The sequence below is a fragment of the Amycolatopsis heterodermiae genome, assembly GCF_034929455.1.
GTDB classification, from domain to species: Bacteria; Actinomycetota; Actinomycetes; order Mycobacteriales; family Pseudonocardiaceae; genus Amycolatopsis; species Amycolatopsis heterodermiae.
The window spans coordinates 65,224-84,913 of record NZ_JAYFSI010000023.1 but is presented as its reverse complement, the minus strand read 5'-3'; the positions used below and the strand labels follow the sequence as shown (position 1 = coordinate 84,913).

The window sequence follows — 19,690 nt, the reverse complement described above, 5'->3', positions numbered from 1 at the left end:
CCGGGTGCCGCCGGGCACTTCCGACTCGCGAGTAACCTCTCCGCATGCGTGTGCTGATGCTGTCCTGGGAGTACCCGCCAGTGGCCATCGGTGGCCTGGCCAGGCACGTGCACGCGCTCGCCTGTCACCTGGTCCGGCAGGGTCACGAGGTCGTCGTCCTGTGCCGGCACGCCGCCGGCACCGACGCCGGGACGCACCCTCGCACCGACCGCGTCGTCGAAGGCGTGCGGATCATCCGGGTCGCCGAGGACCCGATGCACGTCACTTTCGAACGCGACCTCGTCGCCTGGACGCTGGCCATGGGGCACGCCATGGTCCGGGCCGCGCAGGATCTGCTGCGGAGCTGGCAGCCGGACGTCGTCCACGCGCACGACTGGCTGGTCGCGCACCCGGCCATCGCGATCGCCGAGGCCGCGCGGGTGCCGCTCGTCGGCACGATCCACGCCACGGAGGCCGGACGGCACTCCGGCTGGCTGTCGCACCCGCTGAACCAGCAAGTTCACTCGGTCGAGTGGTGGCTGGCCAACCGGGCCGACGCCCTGATCACGTGCTCGCAGGCCATGCGCCGCGAGGTCGCGCACCTCTTCGAGCTCGAGGCCGACGACGTCACCGTGATCCACAACGGCATCGAGGAACGCGGCTGGCAGGTGCCGGCCGACGAGATCGCCCACGCCCGCGAGGCTTACAGCCCGGCCGGGGCACCGCTGTTGCTCTATTTCGGACGACTCGAGTGGGAGAAGGGTGTCCAGGACCTGCTGGCCGCGCTCCCCCGCATCCGGCGACGCCATCCAGGCACGCGGGTGGTCGTCGCCGGAAAAGGACGACACTTCGACGAGCTCGTCGAGCAGTCGCGGAAGCTGCGGGTGCGGCGCGCGGTCGACTTCGTCGGGCACCTGTCCGACCGGGACCTGCGCGCGGCGCTCGCCGCGGCCGACGCCGTGGTCCTGCCCAGCCGGTACGAGCCGTTCGGGATCGTCGCCCTGGAAGCCGCGGCCGCGAAGGCGCCGCTGGTGGCGTCGACCGCCGGCGGGCTGGGTGAGGTCGTGGTCCACGGCGAGACCGGGCTGGCGTTCAGCCCGGGTGACGTCAGTGCCCTGGCCGACGCAGTGACCGCCGTGCTGAACGACGCGGACGCCGCGGCGCGGCGGGCCCAGGCGGCACAGGCACGGCTGGCCGCCGACTTCGACTGGGGCCGGATCGCCGAGGCGACCGCCGCGGTCTACCGGCGCGCGAAGCCGGGTGAGCCGGTGGAACTGCCACGGCCGAAGATCGCCACCGGCAACGCGTTCGAGCCGGTCGCGGCCGGGATCCCGGAACTGTAGGTACCGGGCGGGCTCAGAAGTGGCGGACCTGGACGCGGTCCGGGTGCGCCGCCGGGGCGGCCGTGGCCGCGGCGGCGACGGATGCGCAGGCGAAAAGGGCGACTAGCGAGACAAGGAAAGCGCTCAACTTGCTGGTCATCGGGACTCCTCGGGGAGCAGTGGCGCGACGGGCACCACGCAGCGAGCATCCGCGCACCCTCCCGGCGAAACAATAGGGAGAACACCACGGGCGGCTACGTAATCGCCTACCGTGACCGAATCGCCGGTCAGCGAACCCCGGTCAAGATCCGGACATGGACGTGTTCACGCAGCGGACCGCAGGGCTCGACCGCGCGCCGGACGCGCTCGGCGAATTCGGGCCTCGCGTCGGGAGCCGGCAGCTGGTCCGGGCTCATCGCCGAAAACACGCCACCGACGATCTCCTCGACGGTGAGCGTGGCCGAGTATTCGACAACCCGCAGGTCGACGGCGTATCCGGCGGCCGAGAGAGCGTCTCGGTAGCGTTCCTGGCTTGCCGCGTCGGTGCCGCACGTCCGGTGCAGCGGGACGCCCAGGTGGTCGGACAGGACCTGTCGTAGCGCGGTCGACCACGCGGTGTCCTGGAGCCACAGCGGCTCGCCGTTGGTCACCACCGCGACACCGCCGCCGGGGCGCAGGAGCGGGCGGCCCGCCGCGAACAGCTGCTCGTGGTCCATCCAGTGCAACGCCTGCGCCACGGTCACCGCGCCCAGCCGGCCGGGGCCGAGGGCTGTGGTCAACGCGGGGACATCGGTGTCCGCGCCCAGGAGCCAGGTGACGTTCGGCTCGGTCGTCGCCCGGCGGGCCTCGGCCAGCATGTCCGGTTCCGGGTCCATGCCCAGCACGGCGCCGGCTCGCGGCGCCAGGACCCGGGTGAGCTGGCCGGTGCCGCAGCCGAGGTCGAGCACGACGTCGTCGCGTGTGAGACCACACGCGCTGACCAGGGCGTCCGCGACTTCGGGCGGGTAGCCGCGGCGGAACCGCTGGTAGTACTCGCTCACTTCGCCGCCGAACGCCGGTGCCGTCATGACCCGAGAATGCCGACGGAACCGGCGGGGCGGGGATGGTTCCGCTGAGGGCGGAGGGCTAGAAGACCGGCAGCAGGACGCCGTGCTCGGACTCGGGGCGCGGGCCGAAGATGCGACGGTCGGCCTCCGCGATCGGGACGTCGTTGATGCTCGCCTCGCGGCGGCGCATCAGGCCCTCGTCGCTGAACTCCCACAGCTCGTTGCCGTAGCTGCGGAACCACTGGCCGTCGGCGTTGCGGGACTCGTACTGGAACCGGACGCCGATGCGGTTGCCGCGAAACCCCCACAGCTCCTTGCGCAGGGCGTAGTCCAGTTCGCGCTCCCACTTCGCGGTCAGGAATTCGACGATCCGCGCGCGGCCGACGACGTGCTGGTCGCGATTGCGCCACACCGAATCCTCCGTGTACGCCAGCGAGACCCGCTCCGGGTCGCGGGTGTTCCACGCGTCCTCGGCGGCCTGGACCTTCTGGCGGGCGGTGTCCTCGTCGAACGGCGGGAACGGCGGACGCGGGGTCATGGACGGGCTCCTTCCGAGACCGGAACCGGGAGAACGTCCGTTCTCCAAGCCTGCCGCTAGAGTAGAGAACGCTCATTCTCCGCACCAGAGGCAGGTGACATGAATCCCACGGAGGCGACCGACCGGCTGCTGGAGGCCGCCGAGGAGCTCTTCTACGCCCACGGCGTGCAGGCCGTCGGGATGGACGCCGTCCGTGCGCGGTCCGGCGTCTCGCTCAAACGGCTCTACCAATGCTTCCCGGCCAAGAACGACCTTGTCGAGGCCTATCTCCTGAGCCGCGACGAACGCTGGCGGCGGTCGTTGCGCGAATTCGTCCACGCCCGGGGCGACGACCCGCTCGCCGTGTTCGACTGGCTGCACGACTGGTTCCGCGAGCCCGGCTTCCGCGGTTGCGCGTTCGTCAACTCGTTCGGCGAGTTCGGCCAACCGGCGCCCGGGATCGCCGCCGCGATCCGCAAGCACAAGGACGAGCTGCGGACCTACCTGCGTGGTCTGGTTCGTGACCACGGTGTCGCCGACCAGCTGTTCTCCCTGGTGGAGGGCGCGACCGTGCTCGCCGCGATCACCGGTGACCCGGGCGAGGCGAGCACGGCCCGTGCGGCCGCGAAGGTCCTCCTGGCCGCTCAGGGATAGAGCGTCAGCCCCGGGTCGAGCGCCACCGCCGTCAGCTGCGCGAGGCTCAGCGGCGGCGCCGGCATCTCGGGCTCGCCGCCCTGCTTCGCGTCTCCGGCGACGTTCTGCGCTTCCACGATGACGCCGGTGCCGTCGGGCTTGGTGACGTTCGAGCGGTCGACCGTGGGGCCGCCGGGGCTCGTCATCGTCGATTCGACGACGATTTCGCCGTGCGGCCCGGACGTCTTGGAGCACGACCCCGTCATGTCTTCCGGCAGGTTGTCGCACTCGGTCGAAGGTCCGTTGACGCTGCCGAGCCGGGTCACCATGGCCCAGACGTTGCCCCTCCGCGGCCCGTCGGCCGTCGTCGCCGCGGCCATGAAGTAGTCCTCACCGCCGCTGCACACCCCGCCGTCTTGCAGCACCGGTGTGGAGAACACGTGGTAGAAGGTCAGCGGCCCGTGTTGGGTCCCCTTCGGGTATTCGCCCTGGGCGTGCGCGGTCAGCTGCGTCCCCGCGGCGACCCGCTGCTGGACGGCCGCCTTCAGCACCGGCGTGAGCCGGGCGGCGACCACGGCCGGGTTCTGGCTCAGCGGCGGCCCGGTCGGCCGCGGGTCGAGCCCGCACGATTCGGGGGACGGCGGCGCCGACGGCGTGCCGTGCGCGCCGGGTGCCACCGCCGTCCCACCGGAGCCGCCGGGCACGAACACCAGCGCCGCGCCGACGGCCACCGCCGCCACGCCCGCGGCGGCCGCGGTCCACGGGTTGGCCACCCGGCGGACCCGCGCGCGGCGGCGTTCCCGGTCCAGCACCGTGTCGACGTCCACGGTGGACGGCGGGACGGCACCGATCGCCTCGTCGAACAGTTCCTTGCTCACTTGCCCTCCCTCAGTTCCGGCTCGCGGCGATCAGCACGCGCAGGGTGTCGAGCCCGCGCGCGGTCTGGCTCTTGACCGTCCCGGCGGAGCAGTCGAGGATCTCGGCCGTCTCCTCGATGGAGAGGTCGCAGTAGTAGCGCAGCACCACGGCCGCCCGGCGCCGCGGCGGCAGCGCGTCGAGCAGTTCGAGCAGGCCCAGCCGGGCCACGACGTCGTCGTTCGGCAGCACCGCCGGCTCGGGCACGATCTCGGACGGCTCTTCGCGCCGCCACGCCCGGCCCTTCTCGTCCAGCCACGTCCGCACGAGGATGCGGCGCACGTAGGCGTCGAGGAACTCCATCTGCCGGGCCCGCGGCCAGTGGCGATACAGCTTCCCGATCGTGATCGACACCAGGTCGTCCGCGAGGTGCCAGTCACGGCAGAGCAGGTACGCGGTGCGCCGCATGACCTCCATCCGGGCCGTGACGTAGTCGCGGTACCCCGTTTCGTCCGAACGTTTCACGCGTCCTCCTCGTCGCCTTCCACTCTGTCCAACCGGGCCGGGCGCCGGTGGGGTTGCCCCGGATCGCCGCGAATTCCGTGAGCGGGCAACTTCCGCTCACGCCGGCCCCGTTGCAGAAGGCGGAAAGTCCATCGACAGCGAGGATTGATCCGATGAGAAAACCGATCACCGCGGTGCTCGCGGTGACGCTGGCCGCGGGCGTGCTCGGCGCGCCCGCCGCCGGGGCCGCACCGGACGGCGTCGCGGCCGCGACGCCGGTCAAGATCACGTTGCTCACCGGCGACCAGGTGCTGGTCAGCGGCTCGGACGTGCGGGTGCTGCCCGCGCGGCGCGGCCGTCCGGTGCCGATCCGGCAGTACACCCGCCGCGGCGACCAGTACGTCGTCCCGGGCGACGCCGCCGAGCTGGTCCGGGCCGGGCGGCTCGACGAGCAGCTCTTCAACGTCACCGGCCTGCTCCGCCAGGGCTACGACGACGCGCACACCCCGCACGTGCCGCTGCTGGTGCGCCAGGCCGGCCCGGCCGTCGCCGCCCGCACCGGCGTGGCCGCCAAACGGACCACGCTCGGCTACACCGCGCTCGACGAGCCGAAGTCGGACGCGACGACGTTCTGGAACCGGCTCACCACCGCGCCCGCGACGCTGTCCGCGGGCACGACGAAGGTGTGGCTGAACGCGAAGGTGCGCGCCACGCTCGACCAGAGCGTGCCGCAGATCGGCGCGCCCGCCGCGTGGCAGGCGGGGCTGACCGGCCGCGACGTGCCGGTCGCGATCCTCGACACCGGCGTCGACGCCACGCACCCCGACCTGGCCGGCCGGATCGCGCAGAGCCGCGACTTCACCGGCAAGGGCAGCGTCGCGGACGGTTCCGGGCACGGCACGCACGTCGCGTCGACGATCTCCGGCTCCGGCGCGGCCTCCGGCGGGCGGTACAAGGGCGTCGCACCGGACGCGGCGCTCGCCGTCGGGAAGGTCCTCGACGACGACGGCAACGGCACGTTCGACGAGGTGCTGGCCGGCATGCAGTGGGCCGCGGCCGACGCGCACGCCCGCGTCGTCAACATGAGCCTCGGCAGCGGGCCGTCCGACGGCACCGACCCGGTGTCCGAAGCCGTGAACACGCTAACGCGCCAGTACGGGACGCTCTTCGTCGTCGCCGCGGGCAACTTCGGCCAGGACGAGTCCGTCGCGAGCCCGGCCGCGGCCGACGCGGCACTCGCCGTCGCCAGCGTGTCCAAGCAGGACGTCCTCAGCCCGTTCTCCAGCCGTGGTCCGCGGATCGGCGACGGCGCGGCCAAGCCGGACGTCGCCGCGCCCGGCGAGTCGATCACCGCGGCACGGCCGGCCGGGGTCCCGCCGCTGGGCGAGCCCGTCGGCGACTACTACCAGACGCTGGACGGAACGTCGATGGCGACGCCGCACGTCGCCGGAGCGGCCGCGATCCTGGCCCAGCAGCACCCGGACTGGGCGGGCGAACGGCTCAAGGCGGCGCTGACCAGCACCGCGGCGGACGTCGGCGCCGCGCCCACGGCGGTCGGCAGCGGCCGGGTCGACGTCGCCCGCGCGACGACCACGCCGGTCACCGCCACCGGCGGCGCGTCGGTCCACCTGCCGTGGCCGAACCACGGGACGACCGGGAAGAGCACGGTCACCTGGTACAACTCCGGCACCGCGCCGGTCACGCTGGCGCTCTCGCTCACCGGCGTGCCCGACGGGCTGGTCACCTTCCCGGCCACGGTCACCGTGCCCGCGGGCGGCAGCGCCCCGGTCGAGCTGACCGCGACGGCGCGGGACGGCCACCCGGGCACCTACTCCGGGATCCTCACCGCGCGGGCCGGTGACGTCAGCACACGCACGGCGTTGTCGGTGCGCCAGGAAGGCGAGATGTACGACCTCACCGTCGGGCTCGCCGACCGGGACGGCAAGCCGTGGGTGCCGACCGGCTATCCGCCGATCTCGCTCATCGACCTCGACACCGGCGCGCTCACCCAAGCCGAGCCGGGCACCTACCGGCTGCCGCGTGGTCGCTACGCCGTCAACACCGTGATCAAGACACCACGGCCGGGCCAGGAACCGAGCTACAGCTTCATCAGCCACCCCGAACTGGTCCTCGACCACGACGTCACGCAGGCCTTCGACGCGCGCGAGGGCAAAGCGGTGTCGCTCGAGCCGGACAACCCGGCGGCGCGCGGAGGTACCCAGACCATCGAACGGCTGAGCCGGATCACGAGCTGCTCGTGCGTCTTCGCCGACCGGTTCGACCTCGACCCGCGCTTCGACCCGGCGTTCGCCGCGACCGTGCCGGGCACGTCGTCCGGCACGTTCGCCTTCAGCCAGGAGCGGCGCGCAACCGAGCCGGAGCTGGAGCTGTCGGCCGACGACGGGACGCCGTTCGACGTCCGGGGCGTCTGGCTGGAGGCCGCTGCGCCGGGCGGGCGCACCACGCTGCCGGTGGCGTTCGGCGGCGCGGGCACGCCGGAGGACCTGGCGAAGATCGACGCCCGCGGCAAGCTCGTCGTCCTCCACCTGCCCCTGGGCACGGCGAGCGGCGACGGCTACCAGCGGCTCGCGAACGTCGAGAAGGCCGGGGCGAAGCTCGGCATGGTCGAACTGTCCGGCGACCCGACCGCCGCCACCGTGCTCGGCGGCGGGCTGCCGACGTTGACCATGCCGACGATCTGGAGCGCGCAGAGTGTCACCGGCCAGCGGTTCACCGCACTCGCGAAGACCGGCGGGGCGTCGGCGACGGTGGTCAGCCGCCCGTTGCCGAATTTCCGCTACGAACTCGGTGACGGCGTCGAGCGGCAGGTCACGGCGCCGCGGGTGCTGCGGCCCAAGACGCGTGACCTCGCCGAGGTGCACACGGCCTATTACGACAACGCGCCCGGGGAGGTCCGCTACGTCGCCGGCCGGGAGTTCTTCGGCCGCATGGTCGGGTACGGCTACACCGAGCCCGTCGCCGAGCAGCAGGCCCGATTCGAGTACTACTCCCCCGGCAAGTGGGATTCGGTGTGGACGGCCGGTCTCCGCGGTGACCTGACCCAGGAACTCGACCTGGCGGCAGGCGGGAAGTACCAGCTGAGCTGGAACAAAGCGGTGGCCGGGCCGACGTTGCGCGGTCTGATCGTCACCCACTCAGGGGAGACGCCGCGGCCGTGGGCATGGCGGAAGGACGGTGTCTTCGACCTCTGGTTGCCGTTTTTCGGCGACAGCACGGGACGGCCGCGCACGCCCGAGTCCTCCGTCGGGGACACCGGTTCGGTGAGCCTGTGGCGGGACGGCGTCGCGGTGCCGGTGGAGCCGTCGGGCGAGCCGACGCTGGCGACGATCCCGGTGCCGGACGCCGACGGCGCGTACCGGCTCACCGCCGAAGTCCACCGGCACGCGGACTGGTGGCCGCTGTCGACGGACGTCTCGGCGGAGTGGACGTTCCGCTCCTCGTCGGCGTCGGACGGCCAAGCCCTGCCGCTGCTGACCGCGCGGTTCGACCCCGCCGTCGACCTGCGGAACTCGGCGCCGGGCGGCCGGCTGTTCACGTTCCCGGCGTACGTCGAGAGGCAAGGGGGCGGTGCCGCGACGAAGCTGACCGTCGAGTCGTCGACCGACGACGGCCGCACATGGCAGCCCGTCACGGTCGCGCGCACGGGTGACCACTGGACGATCTGCGTGCGGAACCCGGCGAAGGGTTTCGTCTCGCTTCGGGCCACGGCGTCCGACGACGGCGGGAACACGGTGCGGCAGACCGTGCTCCGGGCGTACGCGGTGAGCTGACGTCGTGAGCGGTGCGACCCGGGCCGGTCGCACCGCTCACTCGTGGCAGTAGCTGAGCTGTTCGTCCCAATCCGGACCACGGCCGTGCGGGGTGAGGTCGAACAGGTTCCACACCGGCTCGATCGTCCCGACGTGGCGCGGGTCCTGGCCCGGTTCGGCCGGCTCGTACAGCAGCTCGGAACCCCAGAAGTGGCGGATCCCGTCGTCGCCGCGGTGGAAGACGTTGAGCATGGGCCGCGGGCTGCCGTCGGTCTCTTCGCCGTGGTAGTCCCGGCTGAACGTGGTGCCCGCGCACGAGAACAGCCGCAGCCGGCGCCAGCCTCGTTCGGCGGCGAACGTCAGTACGTGCTCGATCGGCGCCCGCGCGACGACGGCGAAGTCGGCGTGTGGCGAAAAATGCTCCATCGCGCCGTCGAGCTGGTCGAGCAACGCCGTGCAGGACGGGCACGGGCCCTGCTGCAGCGTCAGTTGTGCGCTTTCCCCCGACGCCGGACCGGGCCGGTCGTCGGTGGGGTCGCGCGGGAACATGTAGTGATAGACGACCAGGGTGTCGTTGCCCGGTGAGAACAAATCGGACAGTCGCACGTCGCCGTTGTCGCTCTGGAGGACATAGTCCTCGGGGACGAGACCGCCGGGCGGCAGGTCGCGGCGTTGCTCGGCGATCGCTTCGAGTTCGCGTCGCAGCGCGACTTCTCGTTCCAGCAGGCTGTCGCGCGCGGCGCGGTACTCGGGCGACTCGCCCGGGAAGCTCAGGCTCATGCCCGGGAAGGTACGCCGAAAAATGAAACTGGTCCGACGGCGGGGAGCCACCGCCGTCGGACCAGTTCCGGACCACACCATCCCAACAAGGGTGTGGTGCCGACGGTCCCTCGTCAGGTAGGGACCGTCGGAGCCCTGCTACCGGGCGTCTGTGAGGTACCGCGCGTAGGCACCCGTGGTGAGGAAGCTGGGCAGCTTCTCGCCGAGCGCGGTCTCGGTGAAGATCTCGTACGCGTCGCCCAAGCGGTTGCCGTCGCCGAGTTCCGCGCGGACCGACGCCAGTTCGTCGTCCAGGAACTCGACCGTCAGCTCGCGGGTGAGCGCCGTGCCGTCCTCGAGCTTCGTGCCGTTGCGGATCCACTGCCAGATCTGGCAGCGCGCGATCTCCGCGGTGGCCGCGTCCTCCATCAGGTTGTGGATCGCCGCCGCGCCGGTGCCGCGCAGCCACGCGTCGACGTAGCGCAGCGCGACGTTGATGTTCGCGCGGACACCCGCTTCGGTGACTTCGCCGCCGGCGCTCGCGACGTCGAGCAGGTCTTCGGCCATGACGTCGACGTCCTCGCGGAGCTTGCCGAGCTGGTTCGGCCAGCCGCCGAGCACGCCGTCGAACACCTCGCGGCAGACCGGGACCAGGCCGGGGTGCGCGACCCAAGAGCCGTCGAACCCGTCGCCGGCCTCGCGTTCCTTGTCGGCGCGGACCTTCTCCAGCGCCGTCGCGTTGATCTCGGGGTCCTTGCTCGGGATGAACGCGGCCATGCCACCGATGGCGTGCGCGCCGCGCTTGTGGCACGTCCGCACCAGCAGCTCGGTGTAGGCGCGCATGAACGGCACGGTCATCGTGACCTGCGCGCGGTCCGGCAGCACGAAGTCGGCGCCGTGCGCGGCGAAGTTCTTGATCATGCTGAAGATGTAGTCCCAGCGCCCGGCGTTGAGACCCGCCGCGTGCTCGCGCAGTTCGTAGAGGATCTCGTCCATCTCGAACGCGGCGGTGATCGTTTCGATCAGCACGGTGGCGCGGATCGTGCCGCGCGGGACGCCGAGCTCGCGCTGCGCCAGCAGGAAGACGTCGTTCCAGAGTCGCGCTTCGAGGTGGTTCTCGAGCTTCGGCAGGTAGAAATACGGGCCGACGCCGCGGGCCATCAGCTGGCGGGCGTTGTGGAAGAAGAACAGCCCGAAATCGACCAGGCTCGCCGACACGGGACGGCCGTCGATGCGGATGTGCTTCTCCACCAGGTGCCAGCCGCGGGGACGCGCGACGATCGTCGCCGGGTCGTCCCCGATCGTGTACTGCTTGCCGGCCTCGGTGGTGAAGTCGATGTTGCGGCGGATCGCGTCGAACAGGTTGAGCTGGCCGTCGATCACGTTGTGCCACGTCGGCGACGTCGCGTCCTCGAAGTCCGCCAGCCAGACCTTCGCGCCGGAGTTCAGCGCGTTGACCGTCATCTTGCGGTCGGTCGGGCCGGTGATCTCGACGCGGCGGTCCTCCAGGCCCGGCGCGGTCGGCGCGACGTTCCAGGACTCGTCGTCGCGGATCCGGCGGGTCTCGGGCAGGAAGCCGAGCGGCTTCTCCCCCGACTGCAGCTCCTCGCGGCGCACGCGGCGGGCGTCGAGCAGCTCGCGCCGGCGGCCGGCGAACGTGTTGTCGAGCTTGGCCAGGAAGTCGAGTGCCGCCGGGGTGAGGATTTCGGCGAACCGGCCCTCGACCGGCCCGGTGACCTCGATGCGGTAGTTCAGTCGATCAACCATGGGATGCCTCCGCGAGCAGAGCTGTGCAGGGAAGGGAAGTGGGGGTCGCGGGCCGGCGGCGCAGGGGTCGCCGCCGGCCCGCGAAGTGCGTCAGAACTGGGCTTCCTCCGTGGAACCCTTCAGCGCCGTGGTGGAGCTGGTCGGGTTCAGGGCGGTCGCGACCTGGTCGAAGAAACCGGTGCCGACCTCGCGCTGGTGCTTCGTGGCGGTGTAACCACGGGCCTCCGACGCGAACTCGCGCTCCTGCAGGTCGACGTAGGCGGTCATGCCCTCGCGGGCGTAACCGTGCGCCAGGTCGAACATCGAGTAGTTCAGGGCGTGGAAGCCGGCCAGCGTGATGAACTGGAACTTGTAGCCCATGTGGCCGAGCTCGCGCTGGAACTTCGCGATCGTGGCGTCGTCCAGGTGCTTCTTCCAGTTGAACGACGGCGAGCAGTTGTAGGCCAGCATCTGGTCCGGGAACTTCGCCTTGATCGCCTCGGCGTACTTGCGCGCCACCTCGAGGTCCGGCTTCGAGGTCTCCATCCAGAGCAGGTCGGCGTACTGGGCGTAGGCCAGGCCGCGCTCGATGCACGGGTCGATGCCGTTGGTGACCTCGTAGAAGCCCTCGGCGGTGCGTCCGCCGGTGAGGAACTGCTGGTCACGCTCGTCGACGTCGCTGGTCAGCAGCGTCGCGGCCTGCGCGTCGGTGCGGGCGACCACGAGGGTCGGCACGTCGAGGACGTCGGCCGCGAGGCGCGCGGCGTTCAGCGTGCGCTCGTGCTGCTTGGTCGGGATCAGCACCTTGCCGCCGAGGTGACCACACTTCTTCTCGGACGCGAGCTGGTCTTCCCAGTGCACGCCCGCGGCGCCGGCCGCGATCATGCCCTTCATCAGCTCGAACGCGTTGAGCGGGCCACCGAAGCCGGCTTCCGCGTCGGCGACGATCGGGGCGTACCAGTCGATGTCGGTGTTGCCCTCGGCCCAGTTGATCTGGTCGGCGCGGCCCAGCGCGTTGTTGATGCGGCGGACCACGGCCGGCACCGAGTTGGCCGGGTAGAGGCTCTGGTCGGGGTAGGTCTGGCCGGCCAGGTTGGCGTCGGCCGCGACCTGCCAGCCGGACAGGTAGATGGCCTGCAGGCCGGCGCGGACCTGCTGGACGGCCTGGTTGCCGGTGAGCGCGCCCAGCGCGTGGATGTAGTCCTCGGTGTGCAGGAGGTCCCACAGCTTCTCCGCGCCGCGGCGGGCCAGGGTGTGCTCTTCGACGACGCTGCCGCGCAGCTTGACGACGTCCTCGGCCGAGTAGGAGCGCTGCACGCCCGCCCAGCGGGGGTCGTTCGCCCACTTCGCGGTCAGCTCCGCGGCCGCCTGCTTGGCCTGTTCGGTCATCGGACTCTCCCGGTGTTGCGAAGTTTGCGATTGCTCGCCTTGCTTGACCTGAACCTTGCACGCCAGGGGAAATCCGATCCAGTCGTCCAATTTGCCAATTTGTGCGAAGGGTACGTACGCTCTTTGCAAAGGTTGCGAATCACCGGTTCGCAACGGCCACGAAAATCCGCGTTCTTGACCGTTCACGTAACCGTTCAGGACCGGAAACCTTCCGGAAAGGCGGGCTCGGATGGAGAAGACTTTCGCCGGAGCGCGGCTGCGGCACCTCCGCGAAAGCCGGGCGATGAGCCAGGCCGACCTCGCCCGTGTGCTGGAGATCTCACCGAGCTACCTCAACCAGATCGAGCACAACTCGCGCCCGCTGACCGTCCCCGTGCTGATGCGGATCACGCAGGCGTTCGGCGTGGACACCGAGTTCTTCGCCAACAACGACACGTCCCGGCTGGTGGCCGACGTCAAGGAGGCGCTGCTCGACGAATCGCTCGGCGTCGACGTGACGACGAGCGAGCTCAACGAGCTGGCGACGAACCTGCCGGCGATCGCCCAGGCCCTGGTCAAGCTGCACCGCAGCTACCGCCACGCCGTCGAGAACACCGCCGCGCTGACCACCGAAAACGGCCTGGGCCTGCACGGCAGCGCGGCCTCGGCGTTGCCGCACGAGGAAGTTCGCGACTTCTTCTACGAGCGCGAGAACTACGTCGCCGAGCTGGACGAACGCGCCGAGAGGATGGCAGCCGACATCCCGCTGCGGCGCGGCCAGGTGCTCGGGGCGTTGAAGGACTGCCTTTCCCAGCGCTACGGCGTCGAAGTGACCAGCGACGGCATCGACGAAGCGGCAGGTCAGCAGCACCGCTACGAACCCCTGAGCCGGACGTTGCGGCTCGCGCCGAGCCTGCGCGTCGGGCAGCAGGCGTTCCGGATGGCTTCCCAGATCGCCCTGCTCGAGTACGACGACCTGATCACCGAACTGGCCGACTCGTGGGCGTTTTCCGGCCCCGCCGCGCGATCCCTGGCCCGGGTCGGCCTGGCGAACTACTTCGCGGGGGCGCTGATCCTCCCGTACGGCCCGTTCCTGGCCGCGGCCGAGCGCTTCCGCTACGACATCGAGCGGCTGTGCGACCACTACGGCGTCGGCTTCGAGACCGTCTGCCACCGGCTGTCCACGTTGCAGCGGCCGAAGCACCGCGCGGTGCCGTTCTCGTTCGTGCGCGTGGACCGGGCCGGGAACATGTCGAAGCGGCAGTCCGCGGCGGGGTTCCACTTCTCCCGCGTCGGCGGCGCCTGTCCACTGTGGAACATCTACGAGGCGTTCACCCAGCCGGGCAAGATCCTGACGCAGATCGCGACGCTGCCCGACGGCAAGAGCTACTTCTGGATCGCGCGGACGGTGTCGCGCAACATCGGCGGTTACGGCAGCCCGGGAAAGACGTTCACGGTCGGCCTGGGCTGCGAACTGCGGCACGCGGGACGGCTCGTTTATTCGACGGGCCTGGACCTGGACGAGCCCGCGGCGGCCACCCCGATCGGGATGGGTTGCAAAGTCTGCGAACGCCCCGCTTGCTCGCAGCGCGCGTTCCCGACGATCGGCAAGCAGCTCACGGTCGACGAGAACACCAGCACGTTCGTCCCGTACCCGGCGGTGCCCAAGGGGTAGCCGGATCGGGTACGACGCCGGAGTCGTAGATTCTCCCAGGTGCACGACATCGACACGGTGACCGCAGCGACCATCGAAAAGGCCGCCGAGCGGCTGGCCGGGGTGGTGACCCGCACGCCGCTGGAGCCGAGCGCGCGGCTGTCGTCCCGGGTGGACGCCCAGGTCTGGGTGAAGCGCGAGGACCTGCAGACCGTCCGGTCGTACAAGATCCGCGGCGCCTACAACTTCATCGTCCAGCTCGACGCCCCGACGCGCGCGCTCGGCGTCGTCTGCGCGAGCGCCGGCAACCACGCGCAGGGCGTCGCGTACGCGTGCCGCCGCCTTGGCGCGAACGGGCGCGTGTACGTCCCGGGGACCACGCCGCGGCAGAAGCGCGAGCGCATCGCGACGCTCGGCGGCGCGCACATCGAGGTCATCGTCGTCGGCGAGACGTACGAGGACGCCTTCGCGGCCGCCAACGAGGACGCCGAGCGCACCGGCGCGACGCTGGTGCCCGCGTTCGACGACGTCCGGACCGTCGCCGGCCAGGGCACGGTGGCGCTGGAGGTGATCGAGCAGCTCGGCTTCGTCCCCGACGTCGTGGTCGTCCCGGTCGGCGGCGGCGGGCTGCTCGCGGGCGTCGGCAGCTACTTGCGGGAGCGGCACCCCGAGGTCCGGATCGTCGGCGTCGAACCGGCGGGCGCGGCCTGCATGGCGGCGGCCCTTTCCGCCGGGCACCCGGTGCGGCTGCCCGAGCTCGACTCGTTCGTCGACGGCGCCGCGGTGCGCATCGCCGGCAGCGTCACCTACCCGCTGATCCGCGAGAGCGGCGCCGAGCTGACGTCGGTCGTCGAGGGCGCGATCTGCACCGAGATGCTGGCGATGTACCAGTCCGACGGCATCATCGCCGAGCCCGCGGGCGCGCTCGCCGCAGCCGCGCTCGGCACGGTCGTCGACGTCGAACCCGGCCAGACCGTCGTGGTCGTGGTTTCCGGCGGCAACAACGACGTCAGCCGCTACAGCGAGATCCTCGAACGCTCGCTGATGCACGAAGGGCTGAAGCACTACTTCCTCGTCGGGTTCCCGCAGGAGCCGGGCGCGCTGCGGCGGTTCCTGGAGCAGGTGCTCGGCCCGGAGGACGACATCACGCGCTTCGAGTACGTCAAGCGCACCAACCGCGAGATGGGCCCGGCGCTGGTCGGCATCGAAATCCCGCGCTCGGCCGACCTGCCCGGACTGCTCGCCCGGATGGACGCGAGCCCGCTACAGGTGGAGCGGATCGAGCCCGGGAGCCCCCTCTTCCACTTCCTGCTGTGAGCGCTGTGGTCCACTAGGCGGATGGTTGTGAAGGTCGACGGAGTCCGCAGTGTCGAAGCGTTGCGCGAAAAGGTCCACGAGGGTGCGGAGCCCGAGTACCTGCTGTTCTACGGCCACGCGCCGGCGAAGACGCCGCAGGTGACGGCGAGCTGCCTGAGCCAGTGGTTCCTCGACCCGTTCGAGGTCGGCGGCGTCCGCTACCCGACCGCCGAGCACTACATGATGGCGGGCAAGGCCGAGCTGTTCGGCGACCACGAGAAGGCCGAGCTGATCCGGCAGGCACCCGACCCGAAGACGGCGAAGGTGCTCGGGCGCGAGGTCGCCGGGTACGACAACGAGACGTGGGAACGGCACCGCTACGACATCGTCGAAGACGGCAACCTCGCCAAGTTCGGCGCGCACCGCGACCTGCGCCGGTTCCTCCTCGGCACCGGTGACGCCGTGCTCGTCGAGGCGTCGAAGAAGGACCTGGTGTGGGGCAGCGGCCTCGCCCGGGAGGAGAAGAACGCGGACAGGCCGGACTACTGGCGCGGGCTGAACCTGCTCGGGTTCGCCCTGATGGAGGTCCGGGAGCAATTGCGCAACCGCTGACCTGTTTCAGTGCGCGGGAGTCGACTGGACTGGCAAGACCCCCACCCACGACCAGGCGGTTGGGCCTCGTCCGGAATCCGACCACAGCCGGAAGGCTGGGCTTTGTCCGGACCCGACCGGCGGCTGGGATCTGCCCGATCCCGACCACCGCCGGGCGGCTGGGCCTCGTCCGAATCTCGACCACGATCGATCCGGCTCACCTCCGGCCCGAAGCCGTGACCAGAACTCGACCACGGGTGAAATCGCAGGTCAGGACAGTGCGACGAACATCGTCTGGTGCAGGCCTCCCACGTGGTCGCGGGTGATGCGGGTTGCCGCCTCTCGGTTTCCTGAGGCCAGGGCCTTCACCAGCTTTGCGTGCTCGCCGTTGGACTCGCGCAGTTTCTGCAACGGGTACGGCAGGTAGAACCGGTACAGCTCCGCCAGCACCGTCTCGTACTGGCGGACCGCGGCCGGCGGGCCCGGTGCGGCGACCGTCCGGTGGAACTCCGCGTCCAGCTCGTGGAACTCCGCCCAGCCTGTCGCTGTGTCCATTCGGGCGACCAGCTCCCGGAGGCGCTCGACGTCGGGGCGGCGTGTGGCCACCAGCTGGACCAGGCCCGTCTCCAGCACCAGGCGGTGGTCGATCAGCTCGCGGACCTCCGCGGCCGACTCGAAGTAGGCGACGACCTCGTTGACCCGCTTCCCAGGGGGATGCTCGGCGACCAAGGTTCCGCCGCCGCGGCCGCGGCGTCGCTCGATCAGGCCGTCTTCGGCCAACGCCTCCAGGGCGCGGCGGACCGTGATCTCGGCGACGCCCAGGGCTCGGGCGATGTCGCTGTTCGGCGGCAGGCGCTCGCCCGGTTTCAGCAGGCGCAGCTCGACGGCGAGGGCGATCCGGGCGCGGACCGTGTCCAGCGCCGACAGCCGCCGGATGCCGGTCAGGGCGGGGGCGTCCAGGTCTGCCTTGGCCATGAACCGACCGTACCGCACAAATTGCTCATCCTGATCACTCTTGTTTAAGTGTTCAAGATGGACTATTTTCCGTCCATGCCGCGACCACTGCCCATCGCTCTGGTGCAAGCGCCGCCGAGGCCCGCCGGAGGGGTCCTCGCCGACTACGCGGGCGAGGTCGAGACCGTGCTTCGACGGTTTCCGGAGACGCGCCTCGCCGCGTTCCCCGAGCTGCACCTTTGCGGCGTCGATGGTGAAGGGGACGAACGGACCGAGCAGCTGCGGGCCGCCGCCGAGCCGCTGCACGGGTCGCGGACCAAGCAGCTCGGCGAACTGGCCGGCGACCTGGGGATCTGGCTCGCGCCGGGCACCGTTTGCGAAGAAGGTGACCACGGCGAGTTGTTCAACACGGCCCTGGTCTTTTCTCCGCAAGGCGAGCTGGCGGGCTGGTACCGGAAGGTCTTCCCGTGGCGGCCGCACGAGCCGTACGACCCCGGCAAGGAGTTCGTCGTCGCCGATCTGGCCGACGCGGGGCGAGTCGGCTTCTCGATCTGCTACGACGCGTGGTTCCCCGAGGTGACACGGCACCTTGCCTGGATGGGGGCCGAAGTCGTGCTCAACCCCGTCCAGACCACCACCCCCGACCGCGCCCAGGAACTCGTGCTGGCCAGGGCGAACGCGATCGTCAACCAGGTGTTCGTCGCCAGTGTGAACACGGCCGGGCCGTTCGGCATGGGTGACAGCCTGCTGGTCGGGCCGGAGGGGGACGTCCTCGGTGCGCTGCCCGGGCCCGGTGAGGGCGTCCTCGCGCACACGATCGATCTCGACGAGGTGGCGCGCGTTCGGCGGGACGGCACCGCGGGCACCAACCGGATGTGGGAGCAGTTCACCCCGGCCGACGCGCCGCTGCCCCTGCCGCTCTACCAGGGCCGGATCGACCCGGACCGCTGGCGTCCACGAGAAGGAGACGACCGATGACCTCCACGGCCGCGGCCCCGGCCGCCCTGCAGCGCCGGCTCGGCCTGCCCGGTGTCGTCCTGTTCGGGCTCGCCTACATGGCGCCGCTGATCGTGCTCGGCACCTTTGGCATCGTCGCGACGACGACCGAAGGCACGGTGCCCTCGGCGTACCTGCTCGCCCTGGTCGCGATGCTGTTCACCGCGGCCAGCTACGGGAAGATGGCCGCCACCCACCCCGTCGCCGGCTCGGCCTACACCTACGTCCGGAAAGCGGTCGACGCGCGCGCCGGGTTCCTCGTCGGCTGGGCGGTGCTGCTCGACTACTTCTTCCTGCCGATGGTGATCTGGCTGATCGGGGGCGCCTACCTGTCAGCCGAGTTCCCGAGCGTGCCCAATTGGATCTGGTTGATCACTTTTATCCTGCTGACGACGATCCTCAACGTCCTCGGCATCAAGATCGCCGAGAAGGCGAACTTCGTGCTGATGGCGTTCCAGATCCTGGTGATCGGCTTCTTCGTCGTACTTTCGATCAAGCAGGTGCTGCACGTCGGGGATCCGCTGGCCAGCACGCAGCCGTTCTTCCACCCCGGCGCCACGCTGGGCACGATCTCCGGCGGCGCCGCGCTCGCGACGTACTCCTTCCTCGGGTTCGACGCCGTGACGACGTTGACCGAAGAGACGACCGAGCCGCGCAAGACGATCCCCCGGGCCATCCTGCTCACCGCGTTGATCGGCGGTGGCATCTTCATCGTGCTGGCGTACTTCACCCAGCTCGCGCACCCGGGTAGCTCGTTCACCGACGAGTCGTCCGCCGCGTTCGAAATCGCGACGACGATCGGCGGCAACCTCTTCGCGTCGTTCTTCCTCGCCGGTCTGGTCGTGGCTCAGTTCGCGTCGGGGATCGCCGCGCAGGCGAGCGCGTCGCGGCTGATGTTCGCGATGGGCCGCGACGGCGTGCTGCCGCGGGTCTTCGGCAAGCTGCAGCCGAAGTTCGCGACGCCGGTGTTCGGCATCGTCCTGACCGGGCTCGTCGGGTTGGTCGCCCTGGCCTTGGACGTCAGCACGTCGACGTCGTTCATCAACTTCGGCGCGTTCACGGCGTTCACGTTCGTCAACGTCAGCGTGATCGCGACGTGGCTGCGTGACCGGTCCGGGAAACGGGCGCTGACCTGGGTGGTCTTCCCGGTGATCGGCGCCGTGGTCGATCTTTGGCTCCTGGTCAACCTGGACGGCATCGCGCTGATCTTCGGCCTGGTCTGGCTGGCGATCGGGATCGTCGTGCTGGCGGCGATCACCCGCGGCTTCCGCCGGCCGCCGCCCGAGATGACGTTCGAGGAGTAGTTCGAGAGGTAGTCAGCCGCCCGGGCATTCGGTGCCGCCGCCACTGTGCTCGACGCAGTGGCGCGGCTCCGGCGGTGGCGGTGGGGCGTGGCGGACGTCGTCCACCCACTTCGCGCCGGCCACCGCGGCGGCTACGAGCAGACAGAGCGCGAAGAACCACGTCCACCCGCGGCGGCGCCCGAGAGCCGCCACGACGACGCCGATCAGCGGCAGTCCCGCGCCGAGCCAGGCCGCCCAGGTCAGGTAGCCGTCGCCGTCGTGCGAGCTCGTGCCGAACACCGGCACGCTCCGCAGGAATCCCTGCAGCACGAGGAACGGGACGACCAGCACCAGGCCAACTACGCACAGCGCCAGGACGACCGAGGTCCACAACGCGCGAACTTCCCCCACCCGGTC

The 19,690-nt window shown here is 70.8% G+C and carries 18 protein-coding genes; 8 read left to right on the top strand and 10 right to left on the bottom strand.

The features are described from left to right. Positions 1–44 precede the first annotated feature (44 nt). A complete protein-coding gene (locus VA596_RS48765) occupies positions 45–1,322 on the top strand; it encodes a glycosyltransferase family 4 protein (protein ID WP_323337527.1) in 1,278 nt (425 codons plus the stop codon). A gap of 13 nt (positions 1,323–1,335) precedes the next feature. On the opposite strand, the gene VA596_RS48760 is transcribed toward VA596_RS48765, so the two are convergent. From VA596_RS48760 to VA596_RS48750, 3 genes are all read right to left on the bottom strand, one after another. Next, positions 1,336–1,461: a hypothetical protein gene (locus VA596_RS48760; protein WP_323337526.1), complete on the bottom strand. Its 126-nt coding sequence runs from the start codon at positions 1,459–1,461 to the stop codon at positions 1,336–1,338. A 127-nt stretch (positions 1,462–1,588) separates the two neighbouring features. Beyond that, positions 1,589–2,368 (bottom strand): class I SAM-dependent methyltransferase, encoded by a 780-nt coding sequence (locus VA596_RS48755; protein ID WP_323337525.1) that lies wholly within the window; start codon positions 2,366–2,368, stop codon positions 1,589–1,591. 58 nt (positions 2,369–2,426) lie between these two features. Then, positions 2,427–2,885: a nuclear transport factor 2 family protein gene (locus VA596_RS48750; protein ID WP_323337524.1), complete on the bottom strand. Its 459-nt coding sequence runs from the start codon at positions 2,883–2,885 to the stop codon at positions 2,427–2,429. A gap of 99 nt (positions 2,886–2,984) precedes the next feature. Here VA596_RS48750 and VA596_RS48745 point away from each other — a divergent pair, with 99 nt between their 5' ends. Continuing rightward, positions 2,985–3,518, top strand: a complete 534-nt coding sequence (locus VA596_RS48745; protein ID WP_323337523.1) for a TetR/AcrR family transcriptional regulator — start codon at positions 2,985–2,987, stop codon at positions 3,516–3,518. Here the strand turns inward: VA596_RS48745 and VA596_RS48740 are convergent. Both VA596_RS48740 and VA596_RS48735 read right to left on the bottom strand, forming a co-directional pair. Next, positions 3,509–4,375 carry a hypothetical protein gene (locus VA596_RS48740; RefSeq protein WP_323337522.1) on the bottom strand — a complete coding sequence of 289 codons (867 nt, stop codon included), beginning with the start codon at positions 4,373–4,375 and terminating at the stop codon, positions 3,509–3,511. The two genes, VA596_RS48745 and VA596_RS48740, sit on opposite strands and share 10 nt — an antisense overlap. A gap of 10 nt (positions 4,376–4,385) precedes the next feature. Continuing rightward, the gene (locus tag VA596_RS48735) at positions 4,386–4,877 is read right to left on the bottom strand and encodes a SigE family RNA polymerase sigma factor (protein WP_323337521.1); all 492 of its coding nucleotides are present in this window, start codon (positions 4,875–4,877) and stop codon (positions 4,386–4,388) included. Between the two features lie 152 nt (positions 4,878–5,029). On the opposite strand from VA596_RS48735, the gene VA596_RS48730 reads away from it, so the two are divergent. Next, the gene (locus tag VA596_RS48730; protein WP_323337519.1) at positions 5,030–8,647 is read left to right on the top strand and encodes a S8 family serine peptidase; all 3,618 of its coding nucleotides are present in this window, start codon (positions 5,030–5,032) and stop codon (positions 8,645–8,647) included. Between the two features lie 36 nt (positions 8,648–8,683). Here VA596_RS48730 and VA596_RS48725 read toward each other — a convergent pair whose 3' ends face one another. The 3 genes from VA596_RS48725 to aceA form a co-directional block, all read right to left on the bottom strand. Continuing rightward, complete coding sequence (locus VA596_RS48725) at positions 8,684–9,406, bottom strand: DUF899 family protein (RefSeq protein WP_323337517.1); 723 nt, start codon at positions 9,404–9,406, stop codon at positions 8,684–8,686. Between the two features lie 138 nt (positions 9,407–9,544). Continuing rightward, positions 9,545–11,152, bottom strand: coding sequence for a malate synthase A (gene aceB, locus VA596_RS48720; protein WP_323337515.1), 1,608 nt, complete (start codon positions 11,150–11,152; stop codon positions 9,545–9,547). Positions 11,153–11,242: 90 nt separating this feature from the next. Beyond that, positions 11,243–12,520 carry an isocitrate lyase gene (gene aceA / locus VA596_RS48715; RefSeq protein ID WP_247061830.1) on the bottom strand — a complete coding sequence of 426 codons (1,278 nt, stop codon included), beginning with the start codon at positions 12,518–12,520 and terminating at the stop codon, positions 11,243–11,245. Positions 12,521–12,749: 229 nt separating this feature from the next. Between aceA and VA596_RS48710 the strand changes: the two genes are divergently transcribed. The 3 genes from VA596_RS48710 to VA596_RS48700 are packed head-to-tail and all read left to right on the top strand — an operon-like array spanning position 12,750 to position 16,061. Continuing rightward, positions 12,750–14,174 carry a short-chain fatty acyl-CoA regulator family protein gene (locus VA596_RS48710; RefSeq protein WP_323337512.1) on the top strand — a complete coding sequence of 475 codons (1,425 nt, stop codon included), beginning with the start codon at positions 12,750–12,752 and terminating at the stop codon, positions 14,172–14,174. Between the two features lie 39 nt (positions 14,175–14,213). Next, a complete protein-coding gene (ilvA, locus tag VA596_RS48705; protein ID WP_323337510.1) occupies positions 14,214–15,470 on the top strand; it encodes a threonine ammonia-lyase IlvA in 1,257 nt (418 codons plus the stop codon). A gap of 21 nt (positions 15,471–15,491) precedes the next feature. Further along, a complete protein-coding gene (locus tag VA596_RS48700; protein ID WP_323337508.1) occupies positions 15,492–16,061 on the top strand; it encodes an NADAR family protein in 570 nt (189 codons plus the stop codon). Positions 16,062–16,310: 249 nt separating this feature from the next. Here VA596_RS48700 and VA596_RS48695 read toward each other — a convergent pair whose 3' ends face one another. After that, entirely contained in the window at positions 16,311–17,015 is a 705-nt protein-coding gene (locus VA596_RS48695) for a FadR/GntR family transcriptional regulator (protein WP_323337506.1), read from the bottom strand. A 75-nt stretch (positions 17,016–17,090) separates the two neighbouring features. Here VA596_RS48695 and VA596_RS48690 point away from each other — a divergent pair, with 75 nt between their 5' ends. Continuing rightward, complete coding sequence (locus VA596_RS48690; protein WP_323337504.1) at positions 17,091–17,972, top strand: carbon-nitrogen hydrolase family protein; 882 nt, start codon at positions 17,091–17,093, stop codon at positions 17,970–17,972. After that, complete coding sequence (locus tag VA596_RS48685) at positions 17,969–19,294, top strand: APC family permease (protein ID WP_323337502.1); 1,326 nt, start codon at positions 17,969–17,971, stop codon at positions 19,292–19,294. Before VA596_RS48690 ends, VA596_RS48685 begins: the two co-directional genes overlap by 4 nt. A gap of 12 nt (positions 19,295–19,306) precedes the next feature. On the opposite strand, the gene VA596_RS48680 is transcribed toward VA596_RS48685, so the two are convergent. Then, entirely contained in the window at positions 19,307–19,684 is a 378-nt protein-coding gene (locus VA596_RS48680) for a hypothetical protein (protein ID WP_323337500.1), read from the bottom strand. Positions 19,685–19,690: the final 6 nt, after the last annotated feature.

Coding starts and splice junctions, on each gene's coding strand:
- VA596_RS48760 (WP_323337526.1), bottom strand. CDS start 1,461: ATGACCAGCAAGTTGAGCGCTTTCCTTGTCTCGCTAGTCGCCCTTTTC.
- VA596_RS48745 (WP_323337523.1), top strand. CDS start 2,985: ATGAATCCCACGGAGGCGACCGACCGGCTGCTGGAGGCCGCCGAGGAG.
- aceB (WP_323337515.1), bottom strand. CDS start 11,152: ATGGTTGATCGACTGAACTACCGCATCGAGGTCACCGGGCCGGTCGAG.
- VA596_RS48695 (WP_323337506.1), bottom strand. CDS start 17,015: ATGGCCAAGGCAGACCTGGACGCCCCCGCCCTGACCGGCATCCGGCGG.
- VA596_RS48710 (WP_323337512.1), top strand. CDS start 12,750: ATGGAGAAGACTTTCGCCGGAGCGCGGCTGCGGCACCTCCGCGAAAGC.
- VA596_RS48765 (WP_323337527.1), top strand. CDS start 45: ATGCGTGTGCTGATGCTGTCCTGGGAGTACCCGCCAGTGGCCATCGGT.
- VA596_RS48690 (WP_323337504.1), top strand. CDS start 17,091: ATGCCGCGACCACTGCCCATCGCTCTGGTGCAAGCGCCGCCGAGGCCC.
- VA596_RS48725 (WP_323337517.1), bottom strand. CDS start 9,406: ATGAGCCTGAGCTTCCCGGGCGAGTCGCCCGAGTACCGCGCCGCGCGC.
- VA596_RS48755 (WP_323337525.1), bottom strand. CDS start 2,368: ATGACGGCACCGGCGTTCGGCGGCGAAGTGAGCGAGTACTACCAGCGG.
- VA596_RS48730 (WP_323337519.1), top strand. CDS start 5,030: ATGAGAAAACCGATCACCGCGGTGCTCGCGGTGACGCTGGCCGCGGGC.
- VA596_RS48700 (WP_323337508.1), top strand. CDS start 15,492: ATGGTTGTGAAGGTCGACGGAGTCCGCAGTGTCGAAGCGTTGCGCGAA.
- aceA (WP_247061830.1), bottom strand. CDS start 12,520: ATGACCGAACAGGCCAAGCAGGCGGCCGCGGAGCTGACCGCGAAGTGG.
- VA596_RS48750 (WP_323337524.1), bottom strand. CDS start 2,885: ATGACCCCGCGTCCGCCGTTCCCGCCGTTCGACGAGGACACCGCCCGC.
- VA596_RS48685 (WP_323337502.1), top strand. CDS start 17,969: ATGACCTCCACGGCCGCGGCCCCGGCCGCCCTGCAGCGCCGGCTCGGC.